Raw genomic sequence first — 16,707 nt, forward strand, 5'->3', positions numbered from 1 at the left:
CGAACGTGCGGCCGGCGGGTCGCCGGGCACCGACAACGGGAGGTCACGTCATGAAGGTCGTCGTCATCGGAGGGACCGGGCTGATCGGCTCGAAGCTCGTCGCACTGCTCTCCGCCCAGGGCCATGAGGCCGTGCCGGCCTCCCCGGGTACCGGCGTGAACACGCTCACCGGCGAGGGCCTGGCCGAGGCGCTGGTCGGCGCCGAGGTCGTCGTCGACGTGTCGAACTCGCCGTCGTTCGAGCCGGCGGCCGTCCTGGAGTTCTTCGAGACCTCCACGCGGAACCTGCTCGCGGCCGAGGCCGTCGCCGGGGTGCGGCACCACGTCGCCCTGTCGGTGGTGGGCACCGAGCGGCTGCCCGACAGCGGGTACTTCCGCGCCAAGATCGCGCAGGAGAAGCTCATCGAGAGCTCCTCGGTGCCGTACTCGCTGGTGCACGCCACCCAGTTCTTCGAGTTCGTCGCCGGGATCCTCGACGCCGCGACCGACGGCGCGACCGTCCGTCTGGCGCACGTGCTCATCCAGCCGATGGCCGCCGACGACGTGGCCGCCGCCCTGCGCGACGTCACCCTGGGCGAGCCGAGGAACGGGCGGGTCGAGGTCGCCGGACCCGAACGCTTCCGTCTCGACGACCTCGGCCGTCGCGTCCTCACCGCGCGGAGCGACCCGCGCGACGTGGTGACCGACCCCGCGGCGACGTACTTCGGTGCGGTGCTGGAGGAGGACACGCTGGTCCCGCTGGGCGCCGCCGTGCTGGGCAGCACGCGGCTCGAGGACTGGATGGCTCGGTGACCCCTAGCCTGTGACGGTGGCCAGCGACACCGCCGACAACACCGCCGCACCCGCCGCAGGGTGGAACGCGAACGTCCCCGACACGGACGTGAGCGCGTTCGAGGACGTGCGCCCGCGGCTGTTCGGCATCGCCTACCGGATGCTGGGCAGCGTCGCGGAGGCCGAGGACGTGGTGCAGGACGCCTGGCTGCGCTGGCAGGGCACGGACCGCCGCGGGGTGCGCAACCCCGCGGCGTTCCTCACCACCACGACCACCCGGCTGGCGATCAACGCGACGACCTCGGCGCACGCCCGCCGCGAGACGTACATCGGACCGTGGCTGCCCGAGCCGGTGGACACCAGCGCGGACCCCGCTCTCGGGGCCGAGCGGGCCGAGGCGCTCGAGACGGCCGTCCTGCTGCTCCTCGAGAAGCTCGGCCCGACCGAGCGCGCCGCGTACGTGCTGCGCGAGGCCTTCGGGTACTCCTACCGGGAGATCGCCGACGTGCTCGACGTCTCGGAGGCGAACGCGCGGCAGATCGCCCGGCGCGCGCGCGAGCACCTGGACTCCGAGCGGTCCGCGCCCGCCTCGCCGGCCCAGCAGCGCCGGCTCCTCGAGTCGTTCGTGGCGGCCGCGCGGGTCGGGGACCTCGACGGGCTCGAGCGCCTGCTCGTCGACGACGTCGTGGTCCGCCCCGACGGCGGTGGGGAGGTGCACGCCTCGCGCGTCGAGCTGGTCGGCACCGCACGCACGGTGACGTTCCTCGACAACATCCTGCGCAAGTACTGGCAGGACTCCACCCTGCGGATCGTCGAGGCCAACGGCGGCACCGCGCTGCTGGTGACGGCGGCCGACGGGAGCCCGCAGGCGATCGTCACGCTCGCCGGCTCCGCGCGCGGGATCGAGCGGGTGTTCATCCAGGTCAGCCCCAGCAAGATGCGGCGGTTCGCGCCGGCGGCCTGACCTCTGTCACGTTCCGGCACGCTGCGCGGTCGAGAAGGTGTGACACACATGCAGAGGATCGTGATCGTCGGCGGTGGCTACGCGGGCTTCTACGCCGCCTGGAACCTGGAGAAGAAGCTGCGCCCGGACGAGGCGGAGATCACCGTCATCGACCCGCGCCCGTACATGACGTACCAGCCGTTCCTGCCCGAGGTGATGGCGGGGTCGGTCGAGGCCCGGCACGCCGCCGTCTCGCTGCGCAGGCACCTGCGCCGCTCCAAGGTGGTCGCCGGCCAGGTGACCCGGGTGGAGCACGCGCGGCGCACGCTGCGGTTCCGTCCCGCCGACGGGGACGACGTCGAGCTGGGCTACGACGTCATCGTGATCACCGCCGGCGCGGTCACGCGCAAGTTCCCCGTGCCGGGGATCGCCGAGCAGGCCATCGGCATGAAGCACGTCGAGGAGGCCGTGGCCATCCGCGACAAGCTGCTCACCGCCTTCGACCGCGCCTCCGTCCTGCCGCCCGGACCGGAGCGGCAGCGGCTGTTGACCGTGACGTTCGTCGGCGGCGGCTTCTCGGGCGTGGAGGGGTTCGGCGAGCTGTTGTCGCTGGCCACAGCCCTGCTCGACTCCTACCCGGAGCTCACGCTCGCCGACCTCAGCTTCCACCTGGTCGAGGCCGCGGGACGGATCCTGCCCGAGGTCACCGACGGCCCCGGACGCTGGGTGGTGCGCTCGCTCGAGGAGCGCGGCGCCCACGTGCACCTGAACACCCAGCTGGTCTCGGCCGTCGACGGGCACGTGGTGCTCTCCACCGGCCAGGAGTTCGACTCCGAGCTCATCGTGTGGAGCGCGGGCAACGCCGCCAACCCCGTGGTGGCCCAGCACACCGACCTCCCCGTCGACGAGCGCGGCTTCCTGCGCGTGCGGGCGGACCTCCGGATCGGCACCGAGGCCGCGGCCGTCCCGGACGCGTGGGCCGCCGGGGACGACGCCGCGGTGCCGGACGTCGCCGTCGGGACCCCCGGCGCGCGCACCGTCCCGAACGCGCAGCACGCGGTGCGCCAGGGCAAGCACCTCGCCGCGAACATCACCGCCGTCCTGCGCGGGAGGGAACCGAAGGACTACGTGCACCAGAGCCTCGGGGTGGTCGCGACGCTCGGGCTCGGTCGCGGGGTGTTCCAGTACCGCCGGATCGTGATCACGGGCTTCCCGGCCTGGCTCCTGCACCGGGGCTATCACGTGCTCGCCGTCCCGACGTGGGAGCGCAAGGTTCGCGTGCTGGCGGTCTGGGTGGCCTCGTTCGTCTTCGGTCGGGACATCGTCTCGCTGGCGAGCGTCCAACGACCGCGCGAGGCGTTCGTCACCGGCGGGGTGCCACGCCCGCGCTAGCCGACGTCACGCCAGCGTGGCGACGACGACGGCCAGCGCCGGGACGCCCTCGCCGAGCGAGCTGAGCCAGAGCCGGCGCTCGGAGACGTACAGGACCACGGCGAGCAGCACGTGGCTGGCGCAGACGACGAGCACCAGCGCTCGGCCGACCGCGGGGTCACCGACGTGCAGGAGCAGGAGCCCGAGCAGGCCGGCCAGTCCGAAGCACAGGTTGTAGAAGCCGACGTTGATCGCCCACATGCGCACCGCCGGGACGTCCTGCGGCTCGATGAGGAAGATCGGGTAGAGGGACGGGCGGTCGTGGAAGAAGGTCTCCAGGACCCACATGACGACGAGCACCAGCGAGACCAGCAGGGCGACGACCTGAGCGAACGCGTTCATGAGCGGACTCCTCAGCGGAGGGCGAGCTGCGGGACCGGGGTCCCGGGGAGCCGCCGGACAGCGGCGGTGCGACCGGTGAGGAGCAGGAGGAGCGCCTGGATGGGCCCCTCCACCGGCTGCCCCTCGCCTGCCGACCAGTCGACGTCGGTGGCGACGAGCCGGTGCCCCGCGAGGCGCCGGCGGGCGTGGAACGGGAACGACCGGCGCCACACGAGCGTCGCGGCCGCAGCGGCCGCCTCCGGCGGCATGGGGTGCGCACGACCCAGCGGGACGACGATGTCCTGGGTGTGGACGAGGACGTCGAGCAGCGGGTCGACGTAGGTGGTGCCGACGGGGTGCCGGCGGGACCCGGTGAACCTGCGGTAGTCCTCGACGATCTGCGCCGTCGGGCGGTGGGACCAGCGCCTGGCCTCGGCGTCGATGGCACGGTCGAAGTCGCCCCGCGCTCGGACGAGCGACCGCAGGACGTCCGCCGGGGTCGCCTGCGGCGACGAGATCACGTGCGCGGCGACGTCGCGGACCGTCCAGCCCGCGCAGAGTGACGGCGTCGCCCACGCGGCGTCGTCGAGCGTGCCCAGCAGCGACCCCAGCGCGGCGCGCTCGGAGCCGACGGTGCGCCACACCTCGTCCCGGTCCATCCCGCGCCTCCGTTAGTACGGTACTCTGACGAGATTAGACAGAGAGACTGACCATCGTCAAGGAGTCCCCGTGCCGTCTGGGCCCACCGTCGGTCTGCTGCTCTTCCTCCCCTACCGGGCCATGGAGGCGCGGGTGCTCGCTGCCCTCGCCGAGGCCGGCTTCGACGACGTCACGCTCGCGCAGGCCAGGGTGTTCCAGCGGATCGGGCCGGACGGCACGCGCCTGACCGACCTGGCCGAGCAGGCCCAGGTGACCAAGCAGACCGCCGGCTTCCTGGTCGACCAGCTCGAGCGCGCCGGGTACGTCCGACGAGGCCCCGACCCCGCGGACGGGCGGGCGCGGCTGGTCCGGATCACGTCGCGCGGATCCGCGGCGCAGGCGGCCGCAGCGGAGGTCGTCGCCGAGGTCGAGGCCGAGTGGGAGAGGCACCTCGGCTCGCGGCGCATGGGCGCCCTGCGCGAGACCCTCCTCCGGCTCCGGGAGATCACGGACCCGTACGCCTGACGTCCCACTTTCGCTCGGACGCCGCGCGCGGTAGGAACGAGGTGTCCCGCCACGACGGCGTGCGGGCATCGACGAGGACGGTCCGATGCGCAACGAGGTGCAGCTGATCGCGTACGCCGACCGCCTGGGCGGCGACCTCCCGGGCCTGACGCGCCTGCTCCGCGGCCCGCTGGCGGGCGCGTTCGGCGGCGTGCACGTGCTGCCGTTCTTCACGCCGTACGACGGCGCCGACGCGGGGTTCGACCCGGTGGACCACACCGCCGTCGACCCGCGCCTGGGCAGCTGGGACGACGTCCGCGAGCTCGCCACGACGCACGACACCGTGGTCGACCTGATCGTCAACCACGTGTCCGCCGAGTCGGCGGCCTTCGGCGACGCGCGGGCGCGCGGGGACGCGTCGCCGCACGCCGGCATGTTCCTCACCATGTCCTCGGTGTTCCCCGACGGCGCCACCGAGGAGGACCTCACGCGGATCTACCGGCCGCGCCCGGGTCTCCCGTTCACCCCGATCCGGCTCGGCGACCGGCTTCGGTACGTGTGGACGACGTTCACGCCGCAGCAGATCGACATCGACGTCCGCTCCCCCGCCGGCACCGCCTACCTGACGTCGATCCTGGACGCGGTCGCCGGGGCCGGCGTCACGCTCGTGCGGCTCGATGCCGTCGGGTACGCGGTGAAGACCCCCGGCACCACGTGCTTCATGACGCCCGAGACCTTCGCGTTCATCGAGGAGTTCACCGGGCAGGCGCGTGCGCGGGGCGTCGACGTGCTGGTCGAGGTCCACTCGTACTTCCGCCGGCAGATCGAGATAGGCCGGTCCGTCGACCTCGTGTACGACTTCGCCCTGCCCCCGCTCGTGCTGCACGCGCTCTACACGGGCGACGGCACCGTGCTCGCGCGCTGGATGGCCGAGCGACCGGCCAACTCCGTCACCGTGCTGGACACCCACGACGGGATCGGCGTCATCGACGTCGGCCCCGACCAGACGGTCCAGCCCGGCGAGCCACCGCGGCCGGGCCTGCTGGAGCCCGCGCAGGTCGACGCGCTCGTGCACGGCATCCACGCGCGCACCGGCGGGGCGTCGGAGCGCGCCACGGGAGCTGCGGCGTCGAACCTCGACCTCTACCAGGTGAACTCGACGTTCTACGACGCACTCGGTGGCGACGACCACGCCTACCTTGCCGCGCGCGCCATCCAGCTCTTCACACCTGGCGTCCCGCAGGTCTACTACGTCGGGGCGCTCGCGGGCGGCAACGACCTCGACCTGCTGTCGCGCACCGGGGTGGGCCGGGACATCAACCGCCACCACTACACCCCCGCGGAGGTCGAGTCGGCGCTCGCCCGGCCCGTCGTGGCGGCGCTGCTCGACCTGTGCCGGTTCCGCAACACCCTGCCCGCGTTCGACGGCGGCGTGGAGGTCGAGCTCGTCGGCTCGGTGCTGCGCATGACCCGCCGCGGCGTCGCCGAGCCCGCCGCGACCGCCCACCTCGCCGTGGACCTGGCAGACGCGTCCGCCACGATCGGGTGGACGACCGCCGACGGCGCCTCGGGTCGCACGTCCGACCTGCTGGCCGCTCCCCCTCGTGCGTAGCCGACCTCGGTCCGCCGCCGGGCCCGCCGCCAGGATGGGCAGATGACCGCCCCGGGGTCGGGGGTGACCGCTCGTCGATGGCGCAGCCGGCGGTCCGCGGCGGTCGCGGGAATCCTCTTCGGGGTGCTGCTCGTCGCCGCGCTCGCCATGATGCGGGTCGCGGTGGCCGGAGAGAGCCTCGAGCAGCTCGAGGCCGACCCGCGCCGCCAGACCCTGATCCGCACCGCGCTGAACCTCGTGCCGTTCGCCGGCATCGCGTTCCTCTGGTTCATCGGCGTCGTCCGTGACCAGCTGGGAGAGGTCGAGGATCGGCTCTTCTCCACCGTCTTCCTCGGCAGCGGCCTGCTGTTCCTCGGCATGCTCTTCCAAGGGGCCGTGACCGTCACCAGCCTCGTCGAGATGATCCCGGGCGAGCGCCTCGACGCGGGGATCTGGACCTTCGGGCGCGGCGCGACGGAGGCGCTCGTGTCGGTGTACGCGATGCGGATGGCCGCCGTGTTCACGCTCTCGGTGAGCACCGTCGCGCTGCGGACCGCGGCCGTCCCGCGCTGGGTCCCGTTCAGCGGCTACGCCGTCGCGCTCGTGCTCCTGCTGGTCGCCGGCACGCAGAAGTGGGCGCAGCTGTTGTTCCCCGCCTGGGTGCTGGTCCTGAGCATCGCCATCCTGCTCACCCCCGCACGCGGCCGCCCGGCCGAGCCGCCCCGGCCGGGCTGAGGTATCTCGCCGGGCGTGGCGCACCCCTGGAGTGCATGAGCGCCACGGTCGAGTACGTCGGGTTGCTGGCATCCGCCGGCTCCCTGACGTTGTGGTGCCCGCAGGCTGTGCGGCTGTGGCGGCACCGGAACGACGCGACCGCGCTCGGCGGCATCTCGATCACGACGCAGGTGGTGCTGCTGGTCACGGAGAGCCTGTGGGCGACGTACGCCGTGCTCACGGGCTCCCTGTGGGTCGGGGTCCCCGCGATGGTCAACATCCCGCTCGCCGTCCTCGCGATCCGGCTGCTGCGCCGCTCCCGCCAGGACGCCCTGGCGGGTGAATCCGCGGAATCGCCCGCCGACCACGTTCTCGACCGACCGCTCCAGCCCCTAACGTGGACAAATCGGACACCGTGACCAGCGCGGTGCCCGTCCGTCATGAGGGGGCACTCCATGGTTCGTCCACGCTCGTCACTCATCGCCGTCGCGCTCGCCGGAGCCGCGGTGCTCGGTTCGGCCGGGTCGGCCGCAGCCTGTCCCACCGACCCGAGGGACGACCCGACCACGTGGGAGTACGGCGGCGTCTACGACTGCACCAAGGCGGCCGTCGGCCACGGCGTACGCACCTACACCAAGCCGTCGCCGGTGGCGTTCGTGGTGATCAAGACCGGGAAGACGTACTTCGTCAGCGACCTGGGCGACGCCAACGAGGGCGACCGCACCTACACGTTCGACAAGAAGATCCGCTTCGTCATCACCTGCGAGTTCACGGACGTGTAGCCGCCTGACCGGCCTGCCGCGCGGCGGACTCGAGCCGCTCGCGGTAGGCCGGCCAGTCGATGGCCGGGATGTTGGGGTCGTCGCGCCGGCTGCCGACCGCACCGTCGATCAGCTCGCGCACGATGTCCGCGTGCCCGGCGTGCCGTGCGGTCTCGACGCTCATGTGCACGAGCATCTGGTGCAGCGTCACCTGGCGCTTCTCCCCCCACCACGGCACGTCCCCGAGCGCGTCGAGCGGCAGCGCCTCGATCGTCGCGTCGCTGTGCTCGGCCGAGTAGCGGTGCAGCGCGACGATCTCCTCGCGCGTCTCGTCCGGGGCCGCCCACATGTCGGCGTTCACCTCGGCGTCGTCGGCGAACCACGGCAGCTCGCGGTCGGGCGGACGGCCGAAGACCTCGCCGAAGTAGCCGAGCTCGACGCTGGCCACGTGCTTGACGAGGCCCAGGAGGTTGGTGCCCGTCGGCGTCATCGGCCGCCGGATCGCGTACTCGTCGAGATCGTCGAGCTTGCTGAGCAGGCTGGTGCGCTGCGCGCGCAGGTAGCGGTGCAGGGTCGCCTTGTCGTCCATCCCGCCACTATGCCGTGACCCGTCGGTGCTGTCCCTGGGTACTGTCCGTCGATGGCCGATCCCGAGACCCTGCGCTACGGAACGCTCCCCGAGCAGGTCGTCGACCTGACGTTCCCGACGGGCGCGGCACGTCCCCCGCTCGTCGTCCTGCTGCACGGCGGCTTCTGGCGGGTCGCGTACGACCGGCTGCACCTGCGCGTCGTCGCCGACGACCTGACCGCGCGGGGGTACGCGGTGGCGAACGTCGAGTACCGCAGGGTCGGGGGCGGCGGCGGGTGGCCCGCGACGTTCACCGACGTCGCGGCCGCGGTCGACGCCGTGGAGGCGGAGCTCGTGGACCGCGTCGACCTCGACTCCGTCGCGTACGTCGGGCACTCGGCCGGCGGGCACCTGGCGCTCTGGGCCGCGCTGCGCGACCGGTTGCCCACCGACGCCCCCGGTCGAGCCGCCCGGCCGCCGCGCGTCCGCGGGGTCGTCGCGCTGGCGCCTGCTGCCGACCTGGCCGCCGTCGACCGGCTGGGCCTGGGCCGCGGTGCCGTCGCCGAGCTCCTGGGTGGCACGCCCGCCACGGTCCCCGCCCGGTTCGCGGCGACGGACCCCGGCACGCTCGGCGCCCCCGCGGCTGCCACCGTCGTCGTGCACGGACTGCTCGACGACACCGTCCCCGTGAGCGTCGCGCACGGCTACCGGGACCGCACCGGCGTCCGCGTGGTCGAGGTGCCGGACGCCGGCCACTTCGAGCTCATCGACCCGGCGTCGGGAGCCTGGCCTGTCGTCCTCGAGTCGCTCCGGGACGTCCTGCGCTGAGCGCGAGCGGGCTGCGAGCGATCTGCGAGGACCGCTCGGCACCCTGGCGGAACGCACACAGCACCCGACCGGGAGGAACCATGAGCACGACCACGCAGACCAGCACCGCCGGCATGAGCGACCTGTTCGAGACACCCGCCCCCGACGCCGACGCGGAGGTCTTCTCGACGCGCGTCGTCGCGGCCACGCTCGGCGCGATGGAGGTCCTCGCACTGCACCTGGGCCGCACGCTCGGCTGGTACCAGGCGCTGATCGACGAGGGACCGCTCACGTCCGTCGAGCTCGCGTACCGCACCGGCACGCAGGAGCGCTACGCCCGCGAGTGGCTCGAGCAGCAGGCGGTGACCGGATACGTCCTGGTCGACGACGAGGCCGCCGCACCCACGGAGCGTCGGTTCCACGTCGCACCGGGGGCCGTCGAGGTGCTCACGGACGCGGACAGCCCCGCGCACACCGCCCCGCTCGCCGGGTTCGCGGTGGCGGCCGGCCGCCGGTTCGACGACTTCGTCGAGGCGTACCGCCACGGCGGCGGCGTCAGCTGGGCCCAGCTGGGACCCGACGCCCGGACCGCGCAGGCCGCGTTCAACCGGCCCCTGTTCCTGCACCAGCTCGCGCAGGAGATCGTGCCCGCGCTGCCCGAGCTCCACTCGCGCCTGTGCGGGCCTGCCCGCGTGGCGGACATCGGCAGCGGGGAGGGCTGGTCGACGATCGGGCTCGCCCGCGGGTTCGTGTCGGCGACGTTCGAGGGGTTCGACGTCGACGAGCCGTCGGTGGCGGCCGCCCGTCGGCACGCGAGCGCGCACGGCGTCGACGACCGGGTCACGTTCTCGACCGTCGACGCCGCCGACCTGCGCGAGTCCCGGTCCGGGGACTTCGACGTGGTGATGGCGTACGAGTGCGTGCACGACATGCCCGACCCGGTCGGCGTCCTCGAGGCCATGCGGGAGATCGTCCGCGACGACGGCTACGTCCTGGTGATGGACGAGCGCGCCGGCGAGACGTTCGCCGCACCGGGCGACCTGACCGAGAGGCTCCTCTACGGGTTCTCGATCCTGTGCTGCCTGCCCGACGGGCTGTCGACCCCGGGCGGGGTGGGCACGGGCACGGTCATGCGGCCGAGCGTGCTCACGGAGTACGCCAGGGCGGCGGGGTTCTCGGCGGTCGAGATCCTCCCGGTGGAGCACGACTTCTTCCGGTTCTACCGCCTCCGGCTCTAGCGGTCTCAGGTGCGACGAGCCGGTGGTGGTGACGCAGCCGCCACCGGCTCGGCGCCCACCGGGACCGTGGGGATCAGCCGGGAGAAGTAGAGCGCGAGCGCAGCCACGATCGCCAGCACGGCGAGGCTCGCGCGCAGCGCGTCGATCCGGGCTGCCGCGTTCTCCTCGGTGATCGCCGTGACCTCGTCCGGCGGGAGACCGGCCTCGCCGAGCGCCGTCTGCAGCTGGGCGTCGGACACGAACGGCACACCGCCGGCCAGCTGCACCTCGGCCGTGGCCGTGACCTCCGCGCTCACCTGCGGGTTGTCGCCGAGCCCGGTCAGGAGCGTCGACGTCAGGGTGGCGATGAGGATCGAGCCGGCCACCGCGGTGCCGAGCGACGCGCCCAGGTTGGTCATCGTGTTCTGCACGCCGCCCACGTCACCGCTCAGCTCGTCCGGCACCGCCGAGACCGTGACCGCGCCGAGCTGCGACGCGAGCGCGCCGACCCCGAACCCGGCGAGCAGGAGCGGCACCGTGACGATCTCGGCACCGGCGCCCACCTCGAGCGCGCCCATGAGCACGACGATGCCGAGCAGCAACGCCGCGAGGCCCCAGCGCACGACCTCGCGGGGCGAGGCCCGGGGGAAGAACCGCGGGATCCCAACCGCGGCGATCAGCAGCGACACCGACAGCGGCAGCAGTCGCGCACCGGTCTGGAGCGCCGTCAGGCCGAGGGAGATGGACAGGAACAGCGGGACCACGAAGAAGAGTCCCGCCTGGATCATGAACTGGAAGAAGAACATCGTCAGTCCGCCGACGAGCCGGGCGTTCCGGAGCAGGTCCAGGCGCAGCAGCGGCTCCCGGCCCGCCGCAGCGACGTGGTGCTCCCACGCGACGAACAGGCGGAGCACGACGAGGCCGGCGAGTACCAGCCACACGGTGGGCGACAGTCCCAACCAGGACGGCCCGCCGGGGCGCGTCAGCACCCAGCCCCACTCCCCCGAGCGGAGCACCCCGAACACCGCGAGCCCGAGTCCGAGGGCGGACAGCGCGGAGCCGACGAGGTCGAGGCGGAACCGCTCCTCCGGCTCGGCGTCGGCGATCTTTCGGGTGAGCGCCAGGATGCCGACGACCAGGACGACCTCGCCGGCGAACACGTAGCGCCAGGTCCAGTAGGTGGTGACGAACCCGCCGATCAGCGGCCCCGCGGCCACGGCGATCGCGCCGGCCGACGCGACCAGGCCGTACGCCCTCGGGCGCTCGGAGCTCGCGAAGTTGGAGGCGACCAGCGCAACGATCGCGGGCATGATCAGCGCCGCGCCCAGGCCCTCGAGCACCGACCAGCCGAGGATCAGCACCGGCAGGCTCTGGGCGATCGAGGTGACGAACGACCCGCAGGCGTAGATCACGCAGCCGATGGCAAAGGCCTTGCGCCGCCCGATCAGGCTCCCGATCTTGCCGCCGGTGATCATCATGGTCGCCATGACCAGCGTGTAGAGCGTGATGGCGGTCTGGATGCCGGTCACGGTGGTCCCGACGTCCGCGGCGACCTGCGCGATGGACACGTTCATCACCGAGCTGTCCAGCGTCATGAGGAACTGCGCGGTCGCGAGCGTGAACAGGACGAGGCCCGCTGCCCCGCGGGTGCGAGAGGCCATCGGTCACCGTGTCCCCTCTCCGGCGGGCTGCCGGGCTGTCCAGGACTACCACCACCAAGGAGCCGACCGCTACGCCCCGGCGGGCCCCGACGCCATCGCGGACAACGCGTGCCGCGCCGCGGTCTCCGGGTCGAGCGTCGCCCCCACGTCGGCGAGCTCGGCGAACCGGTCCGCCCCGAGCCGGCTCTGGAGACGCTCGCGCGCACCGTCGAGCCGGGCACGCTCGGCGCCGAAGCTCACCGACCCGCCCCCGAGGACCACCGCTCCCCACAGCTCGGCGGCCGCGGTGTCGGCACCGACCCGCTCGAGCAGGTCGACGAGGTTGCGCAGCGTCGTGACCAGGTGCGTGCGGTTCGCGCGCACCAACCACCAGCGGACCACCTCGTCGAAGGCGGCCATCGCGGCCGCCGGGTCGCCGTGCCGGGCGCGGACCGACGATGCCGACACACGCGCGACCCCGCCGAGGAAGGTGCAGCCGGACTGCTCGGCCAGGGTCGTCGCCCGCTCCAGGTGCGCGAGGGCCACCGCCGGGCGGTGCTCGATCTCGATCTCGCCCGCCGTGTAGGCGAGGTTGCCCAGGACGGTCGGCCCCAGGTCCGGGAACCGGTCCATCTCCTCCCGCGTGCGGGCCAGCAGCTCGCGCGCCTCGTCGTACCGGCCGCCGTACGACGCGCAGAGGATCGGGTAGCTCAGCCCGGTCATCACGTAGTGCGGGTCACCCAGCGACCGGGCGAGCTCGACCACGCGCAGGCCGAGCGCCGCCGAGTCGTCGAGCCGACCGTCGTACAGCGCCACGTCGCCCAGCACCTCGAGGGCGGTCATCCGGACGCGGTCGTCGGAGGCCACCTCCAGGGCCCGGCGCGCCCGGTGCTCCCCCGCCCGCAGCTCGCCGCCGACCACCAGCCGCGCCGCGACCGAGACCTGCGCGGCGGCGCCCTGCGGGTCGTCGTCGGCGAGCACCGGACCCAGGCGCGCGGCCCAGCCGAGGATCTCGTCGTTCATCGTGCCCGTGGCGTGCACGTGCAGCGCCCCGGACAGCCGCGCCGCCAGCGCGGGGTCGGTGTTCCTGGCCCACGCGTGCGCGGCCCGCAGGTCCGCTACCTGGGCGGCCAGCAGCGCACAGGCCTCGGGCTCGGCCGACGTGCGCAGGGCCGCGTCGGCCTGGCGCGCCACGTCCAGGAACCACTCGGCGTGCCGCCGCCGGAGCGCCGGCCGGACGGGGGCGGAGTCGAGCACGGCGGAGCGCACGGTGTGCAGCATCCGGTACCGCGTGCGGCCGTCGCGCACGTCGAGCGCGAGCAGGGACCGCCGCACGAGGCGGTCCGGGACCTCTGCGGCCGCCTCGAGCACCGCCGCCGCGTCGGCCGGGCGCACCGGCCCGGCGAACACGGGCCAGTCGGCGAGGACCGTGCGCTCGGCGTCGTCGAGCAGCGCCGAGGACCAGGCGATCACCGACGCGAGCGTGCGGTGCCGCGCGGCCGACCCCCGGCCCGGGTGCTCGAGGCGGGCCAGATCGACCTCCAGCTGGTCCCCGAGGTCGGCCAGACCCACGGTCGCTGCCCGGGCTGCGGCCATCTCGATCGCGAGCGGGAGACCGTCCAGCTCCCGGACCACCCGGTCCACGTCCGCAGGCTCGGGGTCGGTCGTCCACGCGCCCGCGGCCCGGGCTCGCTCCACGAACAGCCTGCGCGCCGCCGGGTCGGTGCCGTCGACCGCCAGCGGCGCCACGGCGTGCACCCGTTCACCGGCCACCTCGAGCCGTTCCCGGCTCGTCGCGAGCACGCGCAGCGGTCCCCCGGCGGCCAGCAGGTCCTCGACGACCGCGGCCACCGCCTCGATGACGTGCTCGCAGTTGTCCAGCACCACCAGCAGGTCCAGCGTGCCCGCGCGACGCAGCATGGTCGACGTCGTGCCGCCCTCCCCCGACAGCTCGAGCGCCGCCACGGTCGCGGCCGGCACCGCCGCCCCGTCGGTGAGGGTCGCCAGCTCCACCAGCCGCACCCCGGACCGGTGCCGCTGCGCCCGGCGGCGGGCGACCTCCAGGGCCAGTCGCGTCTTGCCGACGCCTCCCGGACCCAGCAGCGTGATCAGCGGCTCGGTGCCGACGAGGGCGTCCACCGCGGCGACGTCCTCGTCGCGACCCACCAGCGTCGACGCGGGCACGGGGAGCGAGGGGCGCGCGGTCGTCCGCGCCGGGCCGCCCCGCAGCGCCTCCTGCTGAGCGGCCCGCAGGTCGGCCGACGGCCGCAGCCCGAGCTCGTCGAGGCTCGCGCTCGCCCTGGCCACCGCGGCGACGCCGTCGGCGGGCCGGCCCGCCGCCGTCAGCGCGCGGGCGAGCTGCGCCCAGGCGGTCTCGCGATAGGGCTCGTCCGCGACCAAGGCCTCGAGGACCGCCACCGCGTCGGCCGCGCGCCCGGTGGCGTGCAGCGCGGCAGCGAGCTGCTCGCGGGCTGCGGACCGTGACTCGTCGAGCCGGAGCGCCTCGCCGCGCACCGCCACAAGGTCGGCCGCCCGACCGAACGCCGGGCCCCGCCAGAGCGCCAGCGCCTCCTCGAGCAGCCGCACCGCCTCCGTCGCGGGACCAGCGGCCGCACCCGCGACGAGCGCCTCGAACCGGGCACCGTCCACCCGCTCCGCCTCGAGCTCCAGCAGGTACCCCCCGTCGACCGCCCGCAGGGGGACCCCCTGGGAGCGGCGGAGCCGGGAGGCGTGGGTGTGCAGCGTGTGGGTCGCGGTGCGCGGGGGCTCCTCCCCCCACAGCGCCTCGACGAGGACCTCGGCGGGCACGACGCGGCCGCGACGAGCCACCAGCACCGCGAGAAGCGCACGCTGCTGGGTCCCGAGCACCTCGACGGTCCTGCCGTCCTCGCGCAGCTCGAGCGGGCCGAGCACCCCGACCTCCATGCGCCGATGCTACGAGGCCGGTTTGTCCACTGTCCGCCCTTATGTGCCGTCGAGCGTCACCCACTGCGCGCGCCACGCAGGCGGGTCGAACGGCTCCGCCCAGTACGCGGTCTCCCGCGCGATCCTCCCGTCGCGGAGCTCGAAGATGAACGTGCTGTGGAACACGGGGCCGTCGTAGTCCAACGTCGCCTCGGCGACGACCAGGTCACCCGCCGCGAGCAGCCGCCGGGGCGTGATCGTCGGCAGCACCGGGAACGCGCCGTAGACCGCGCGACGGGCGTCCCCGCCGACGATCGTCTCGCCCGACTGCGGCCAGTCCATCACCGCGTCCTCGTGGAACAGGTCGTCCATCACCTCGATCTTGTGGTCGTTGAGGCACTGGATGAGCCGCTCGACCACGGCCCGGTTCTCGCTCTCGCTCATCGGGCTCACCGCTGCTTGGCGTAGTCGCTCGCGCCGTACCAGTCGACGACGACCACGGGCTCGTCCCCGAGCACCCAGGCGTCGTGGCCCTTCGGCAGCGAGGTGACGTCACCGGCGGAGGCGATCATCTCGGTGCCGTCGTCCATCCGGATCCCCATCCGACCGCTCACGTGGTACTGGAAGTGCGGCGCCTCGCAGCTGGGCGTGCCCGCGATCGGCTGGACGTCGACGGACCACCGCCAACCCGGCTCGAACGCCAGGCGGCCGACCTCGCTGTCTCCCACCGTGATGATCTCGGCCCTGCCGTGCGGGAAAGCCCGCGTCTCGTCGGGTGCCTGGAACGTCTTGTGCGCTGTCTCCTGCATCGGTCCGACCTCCTCGTCGGCGGGGCGATCTGCCCCGGTATGGCCCTTCCTGATATCCTGACCTTCTAGTAGGTAGGTGTCAACGCTTCTCACCCGACGGAGGATGCAGTCATGGCCCCGATCGACGCCCCACCGACAGCGGACACCCGGACGCGGATCCTCGACGTCGCCGAGCGGCTCGTCCAGACGCGGGGCTTCAACGGGTTCAGCTACGCCGACGTCGCCGCGGAGCTGGGCATCGCCAAGCCGAGCCTGCACTACCACTTCGCGACGAAGGCCGACCTCGGCGAGGCCCTCATCCGCCGCTACGCCGCGCGGTTCGCCGCCGCTCTCGTCTCGATCGCCGACCGCCCCGACGACGCCCGCAACAAGCTCGACGCCTACGTGGCCCTCTACACCGACGTCCTGCGCGACCAGCGGATGTGCCTGTGCGGCATGCTCGCCGCGGAGTACCCCACGCTCCCCGCGCCCATGCGCGCGGCGGTCACCGCGTTCTTCGACGACAACGAGACGTGGCTCGAGCAGGTGCTCGACGCCGGCCGGGCGCAGGGCGCGCTGCGGCTCACCGGCCCGTCGGACGAGGCCGCCCGCATCATCGTCGGCGGCCTCGAGGGCGCCATGCTCGTCGCCCGCTCCCACGGGGACCCGGTGCGCTTCGAGACCGCCGCCGGCCGCCTGCTCGCCGACGTCACGGGGGCGGCGTCGCTGGCCTGAGCCCGGGCTCGGTGACGTAGCCGCAGCACCGCAGCACGCGCGCACGGTCGAGTGGACCACCCCTGTCGGAGCCCACCACCAGCCGCACCTGGGGGTCGAGGAGCAGCCCGCTCGGGTGCCCCGGTTCGTCGACCGGCGAGAGGTCCCCGTCCGGGAGCTCGCCGCGGATCCACTCGGCGGGCGCGGGCCACCGGGTCGTCACGACGGTCCACAGGGCAAGCGTCTTGGGCTCCAGCGGCTCCAGCTCGGTCAGGCGAGCCGCGAAGGCCACGTTGTAGGCCATGAGGAACCGCTTGGTCGCGCGGGGGTTCGGCTCCAGCAGCTCCGCGAACTCCTCCAGGATGTGGCTCTGCTGCGGCCGTCGCCCACGGCCA

The 16,707-nt window shown here is 73.7% G+C and carries 19 protein-coding genes; 11 read left to right on the forward strand and 8 right to left on the reverse strand.

Going from position 1 to position 16,707, the window contains the following annotated elements:
* The first annotated feature begins 50 nt into the window (after positions 1-50).
* From HP550_RS21205 to HP550_RS21215, 3 genes are read left to right on the forward strand one after another with little or no spacing between them, the layout of a single operon-like run.
* Positions 51-791: an SDR family oxidoreductase gene (locus tag HP550_RS21205; protein WP_175349662.1), complete on the forward strand. Its 741-nt coding sequence runs from the start codon at positions 51-53 to the stop codon at positions 789-791.
* A 16-nt stretch (positions 792-807) separates the two neighbouring features.
* Positions 808-1,734 (forward strand): RNA polymerase sigma-70 factor, encoded by a 927-nt coding sequence (locus tag HP550_RS21210; RefSeq protein WP_343048311.1) that lies wholly within the window; start codon positions 808-810, stop codon positions 1,732-1,734.
* A gap of 48 nt (positions 1,735-1,782) precedes the next feature.
* Positions 1,783-3,105, forward strand: coding sequence for an NAD(P)/FAD-dependent oxidoreductase (locus HP550_RS21215; protein WP_175349663.1), 1,323 nt, complete (start codon positions 1,783-1,785; stop codon positions 3,103-3,105).
* Between the two features lie 6 nt (positions 3,106-3,111).
* Here the strand turns inward: HP550_RS21215 and HP550_RS21220 are convergent, their stop codons facing one another.
* Together HP550_RS21220 and HP550_RS21225 are read right to left on the reverse strand one after the other, a co-directional pair.
* The gene (locus HP550_RS21220) at positions 3,112-3,486 is read right to left on the reverse strand and encodes a DUF1304 family protein (RefSeq protein ID WP_175349664.1); all 375 of its coding nucleotides are present in this window, start codon (positions 3,484-3,486) and stop codon (positions 3,112-3,114) included.
* Between the two features lie 11 nt (positions 3,487-3,497).
* Positions 3,498-4,124, reverse strand: a complete 627-nt coding sequence (locus HP550_RS21225; protein ID WP_175349665.1) for a maleylpyruvate isomerase family mycothiol-dependent enzyme — start codon at positions 4,122-4,124, stop codon at positions 3,498-3,500.
* A 70-nt stretch (positions 4,125-4,194) separates the two neighbouring features.
* Here HP550_RS21225 and HP550_RS21230 point away from each other — a divergent pair, with 70 nt between their 5' ends.
* The 5 genes from HP550_RS21230 to HP550_RS21250 all read left to right on the forward strand — a co-directional run bounded on the left by HP550_RS21230 (position 4,195) and on the right by HP550_RS21250 (position 7,695).
* Positions 4,195-4,629, forward strand: a complete 435-nt coding sequence (locus tag HP550_RS21230; protein ID WP_343048312.1) for a MarR family winged helix-turn-helix transcriptional regulator — start codon at positions 4,195-4,197, stop codon at positions 4,627-4,629.
* Between the two features lie 85 nt (positions 4,630-4,714).
* Positions 4,715-6,220 carry a sucrose phosphorylase gene (gene gtfA / locus HP550_RS21235; RefSeq protein ID WP_175349666.1) on the forward strand — a complete coding sequence of 502 codons (1,506 nt, stop codon included), beginning with the start codon at positions 4,715-4,717 and terminating at the stop codon, positions 6,218-6,220.
* Between the two features lie 42 nt (positions 6,221-6,262).
* On the forward strand, positions 6,263-6,934 hold the full coding sequence (locus HP550_RS21240) for a hypothetical protein (RefSeq protein WP_175349667.1): 672 nt from the start codon (positions 6,263-6,265) through the stop codon (positions 6,932-6,934).
* 35 nt (positions 6,935-6,969) lie between these two features.
* Positions 6,970-7,332, forward strand: a complete 363-nt coding sequence (locus HP550_RS21245) for a hypothetical protein (RefSeq protein WP_175349668.1) — start codon at positions 6,970-6,972, stop codon at positions 7,330-7,332.
* A gap of 36 nt (positions 7,333-7,368) precedes the next feature.
* The gene (locus tag HP550_RS21250; RefSeq protein WP_175349669.1) at positions 7,369-7,695 is read left to right on the forward strand and encodes a hypothetical protein; all 327 of its coding nucleotides are present in this window, start codon (positions 7,369-7,371) and stop codon (positions 7,693-7,695) included.
* Here HP550_RS21250 and HP550_RS21255 read toward each other — a convergent pair.
* Entirely contained in the window at positions 7,682-8,263 is a 582-nt protein-coding gene (locus tag HP550_RS21255) for a DinB family protein (RefSeq protein ID WP_175349670.1), read from the reverse strand. The two genes, HP550_RS21250 and HP550_RS21255, sit on opposite strands and share 14 nt — an antisense overlap.
* A 51-nt stretch (positions 8,264-8,314) precedes the next feature.
* Here HP550_RS21255 and HP550_RS21260 point away from each other — a divergent pair, with 51 nt between their 5' ends.
* A complete protein-coding gene (locus HP550_RS21260) occupies positions 8,315-9,070 on the forward strand; it encodes an alpha/beta hydrolase family protein (protein ID WP_175349671.1) in 756 nt (251 codons plus the stop codon).
* A gap of 80 nt (positions 9,071-9,150) precedes the next feature.
* Positions 9,151-10,287: a class I SAM-dependent methyltransferase gene (locus HP550_RS21265; protein WP_175349672.1), complete on the forward strand. Its 1,137-nt coding sequence runs from the start codon at positions 9,151-9,153 to the stop codon at positions 10,285-10,287.
* A gap of 5 nt (positions 10,288-10,292) precedes the next feature.
* Here the strand turns inward: HP550_RS21265 and HP550_RS21270 are convergent, their stop codons facing one another.
* The 4 genes from HP550_RS21270 to HP550_RS21285 form a co-directional block, all read right to left on the reverse strand.
* Complete coding sequence (locus HP550_RS21270) at positions 10,293-11,927, reverse strand: MFS transporter (protein WP_175349673.1); 1,635 nt, start codon at positions 11,925-11,927, stop codon at positions 10,293-10,295.
* 69 nt (positions 11,928-11,996) lie between these two features.
* On the reverse strand, positions 11,997-14,831 hold the full coding sequence (locus HP550_RS21275) for an AfsR/SARP family transcriptional regulator (protein ID WP_175349674.1): 2,835 nt from the start codon (positions 14,829-14,831) through the stop codon (positions 11,997-11,999).
* Between the two features lie 39 nt (positions 14,832-14,870).
* Positions 14,871-15,254 carry a nuclear transport factor 2 family protein gene (locus HP550_RS21280; RefSeq protein WP_175349675.1) on the reverse strand — a complete coding sequence of 128 codons (384 nt, stop codon included), beginning with the start codon at positions 15,252-15,254 and terminating at the stop codon, positions 14,871-14,873.
* A gap of 5 nt (positions 15,255-15,259) precedes the next feature.
* The gene (locus tag HP550_RS21285; protein ID WP_175349676.1) at positions 15,260-15,619 is read right to left on the reverse strand and encodes a cupin domain-containing protein; all 360 of its coding nucleotides are present in this window, start codon (positions 15,617-15,619) and stop codon (positions 15,260-15,262) included.
* A gap of 111 nt (positions 15,620-15,730) precedes the next feature.
* Between HP550_RS21285 and HP550_RS21290 the strand changes: the two genes are divergently transcribed.
* Positions 15,731-16,333 carry a TetR/AcrR family transcriptional regulator gene (locus HP550_RS21290; protein WP_175349677.1) on the forward strand — a complete coding sequence of 201 codons (603 nt, stop codon included), beginning with the start codon at positions 15,731-15,733 and terminating at the stop codon, positions 16,331-16,333.
* Here the strand turns inward: HP550_RS21290 and HP550_RS21295 are convergent.
* A complete protein-coding gene (locus tag HP550_RS21295) occupies positions 16,308-16,616 on the reverse strand; it encodes a hypothetical protein (protein ID WP_175349678.1) in 309 nt (102 codons plus the stop codon). The genes HP550_RS21290 and HP550_RS21295 overlap by 26 nt on opposite strands.
* Positions 16,617-16,707: the final 91 nt, after the last annotated feature.

This window comes from Cellulomonas humilata (assembly GCF_013359775.1).
Classification (GTDB): Bacteria; Actinomycetota; Actinomycetes; order Actinomycetales; family Cellulomonadaceae; genus Cellulomonas; species Cellulomonas humilata.

Coding starts and splice junctions, on each gene's coding strand:
- HP550_RS21265 (WP_175349672.1), top strand. CDS start 9,151: ATGAGCACGACCACGCAGACCAGCACCGCCGGCATGAGCGACCTGTTC.
- HP550_RS21290 (WP_175349677.1), top strand. CDS start 15,731: ATGGCCCCGATCGACGCCCCACCGACAGCGGACACCCGGACGCGGATC.
- HP550_RS21255 (WP_175349670.1), bottom strand. CDS start 8,263: ATGGACGACAAGGCGACCCTGCACCGCTACCTGCGCGCGCAGCGCACC.
- gtfA (WP_175349666.1), top strand. CDS start 4,715: ATGCGCAACGAGGTGCAGCTGATCGCGTACGCCGACCGCCTGGGCGGC.
- HP550_RS21285 (WP_175349676.1), bottom strand. CDS start 15,619: ATGCAGGAGACAGCGCACAAGACGTTCCAGGCACCCGACGAGACGCGG.
- HP550_RS21245 (WP_175349668.1), top strand. CDS start 6,970: ATGAGCGCCACGGTCGAGTACGTCGGGTTGCTGGCATCCGCCGGCTCC.
- HP550_RS21270 (WP_175349673.1), bottom strand. CDS start 11,927: ATGGCCTCTCGCACCCGCGGGGCAGCGGGCCTCGTCCTGTTCACGCTC.
- HP550_RS21240 (WP_175349667.1), top strand. CDS start 6,263: ATGACCGCCCCGGGGTCGGGGGTGACCGCTCGTCGATGGCGCAGCCGG.
- HP550_RS21275 (WP_175349674.1), bottom strand. CDS start 14,831: ATGGAGGTCGGGGTGCTCGGCCCGCTCGAGCTGCGCGAGGACGGCAGG.
- HP550_RS21215 (WP_175349663.1), top strand. CDS start 1,783: ATGCAGAGGATCGTGATCGTCGGCGGTGGCTACGCGGGCTTCTACGCC.
- HP550_RS21280 (WP_175349675.1), bottom strand. CDS start 15,254: ATGAGCGAGAGCGAGAACCGGGCCGTGGTCGAGCGGCTCATCCAGTGC.
- HP550_RS21295 (WP_175349678.1), bottom strand. CDS start 16,616: ATGGCCTACAACGTGGCCTTCGCGGCTCGCCTGACCGAGCTGGAGCCG.
- HP550_RS21260 (WP_175349671.1), top strand. CDS start 8,315: ATGGCCGATCCCGAGACCCTGCGCTACGGAACGCTCCCCGAGCAGGTC.
- HP550_RS21220 (WP_175349664.1), bottom strand. CDS start 3,486: ATGAACGCGTTCGCTCAGGTCGTCGCCCTGCTGGTCTCGCTGGTGCTC.
- HP550_RS21205 (WP_175349662.1), top strand. CDS start 51: ATGAAGGTCGTCGTCATCGGAGGGACCGGGCTGATCGGCTCGAAGCTC.
- HP550_RS21250 (WP_175349669.1), top strand. CDS start 7,369: ATGGTTCGTCCACGCTCGTCACTCATCGCCGTCGCGCTCGCCGGAGCC.
- HP550_RS21225 (WP_175349665.1), bottom strand. CDS start 4,124: ATGGACCGGGACGAGGTGTGGCGCACCGTCGGCTCCGAGCGCGCCGCG.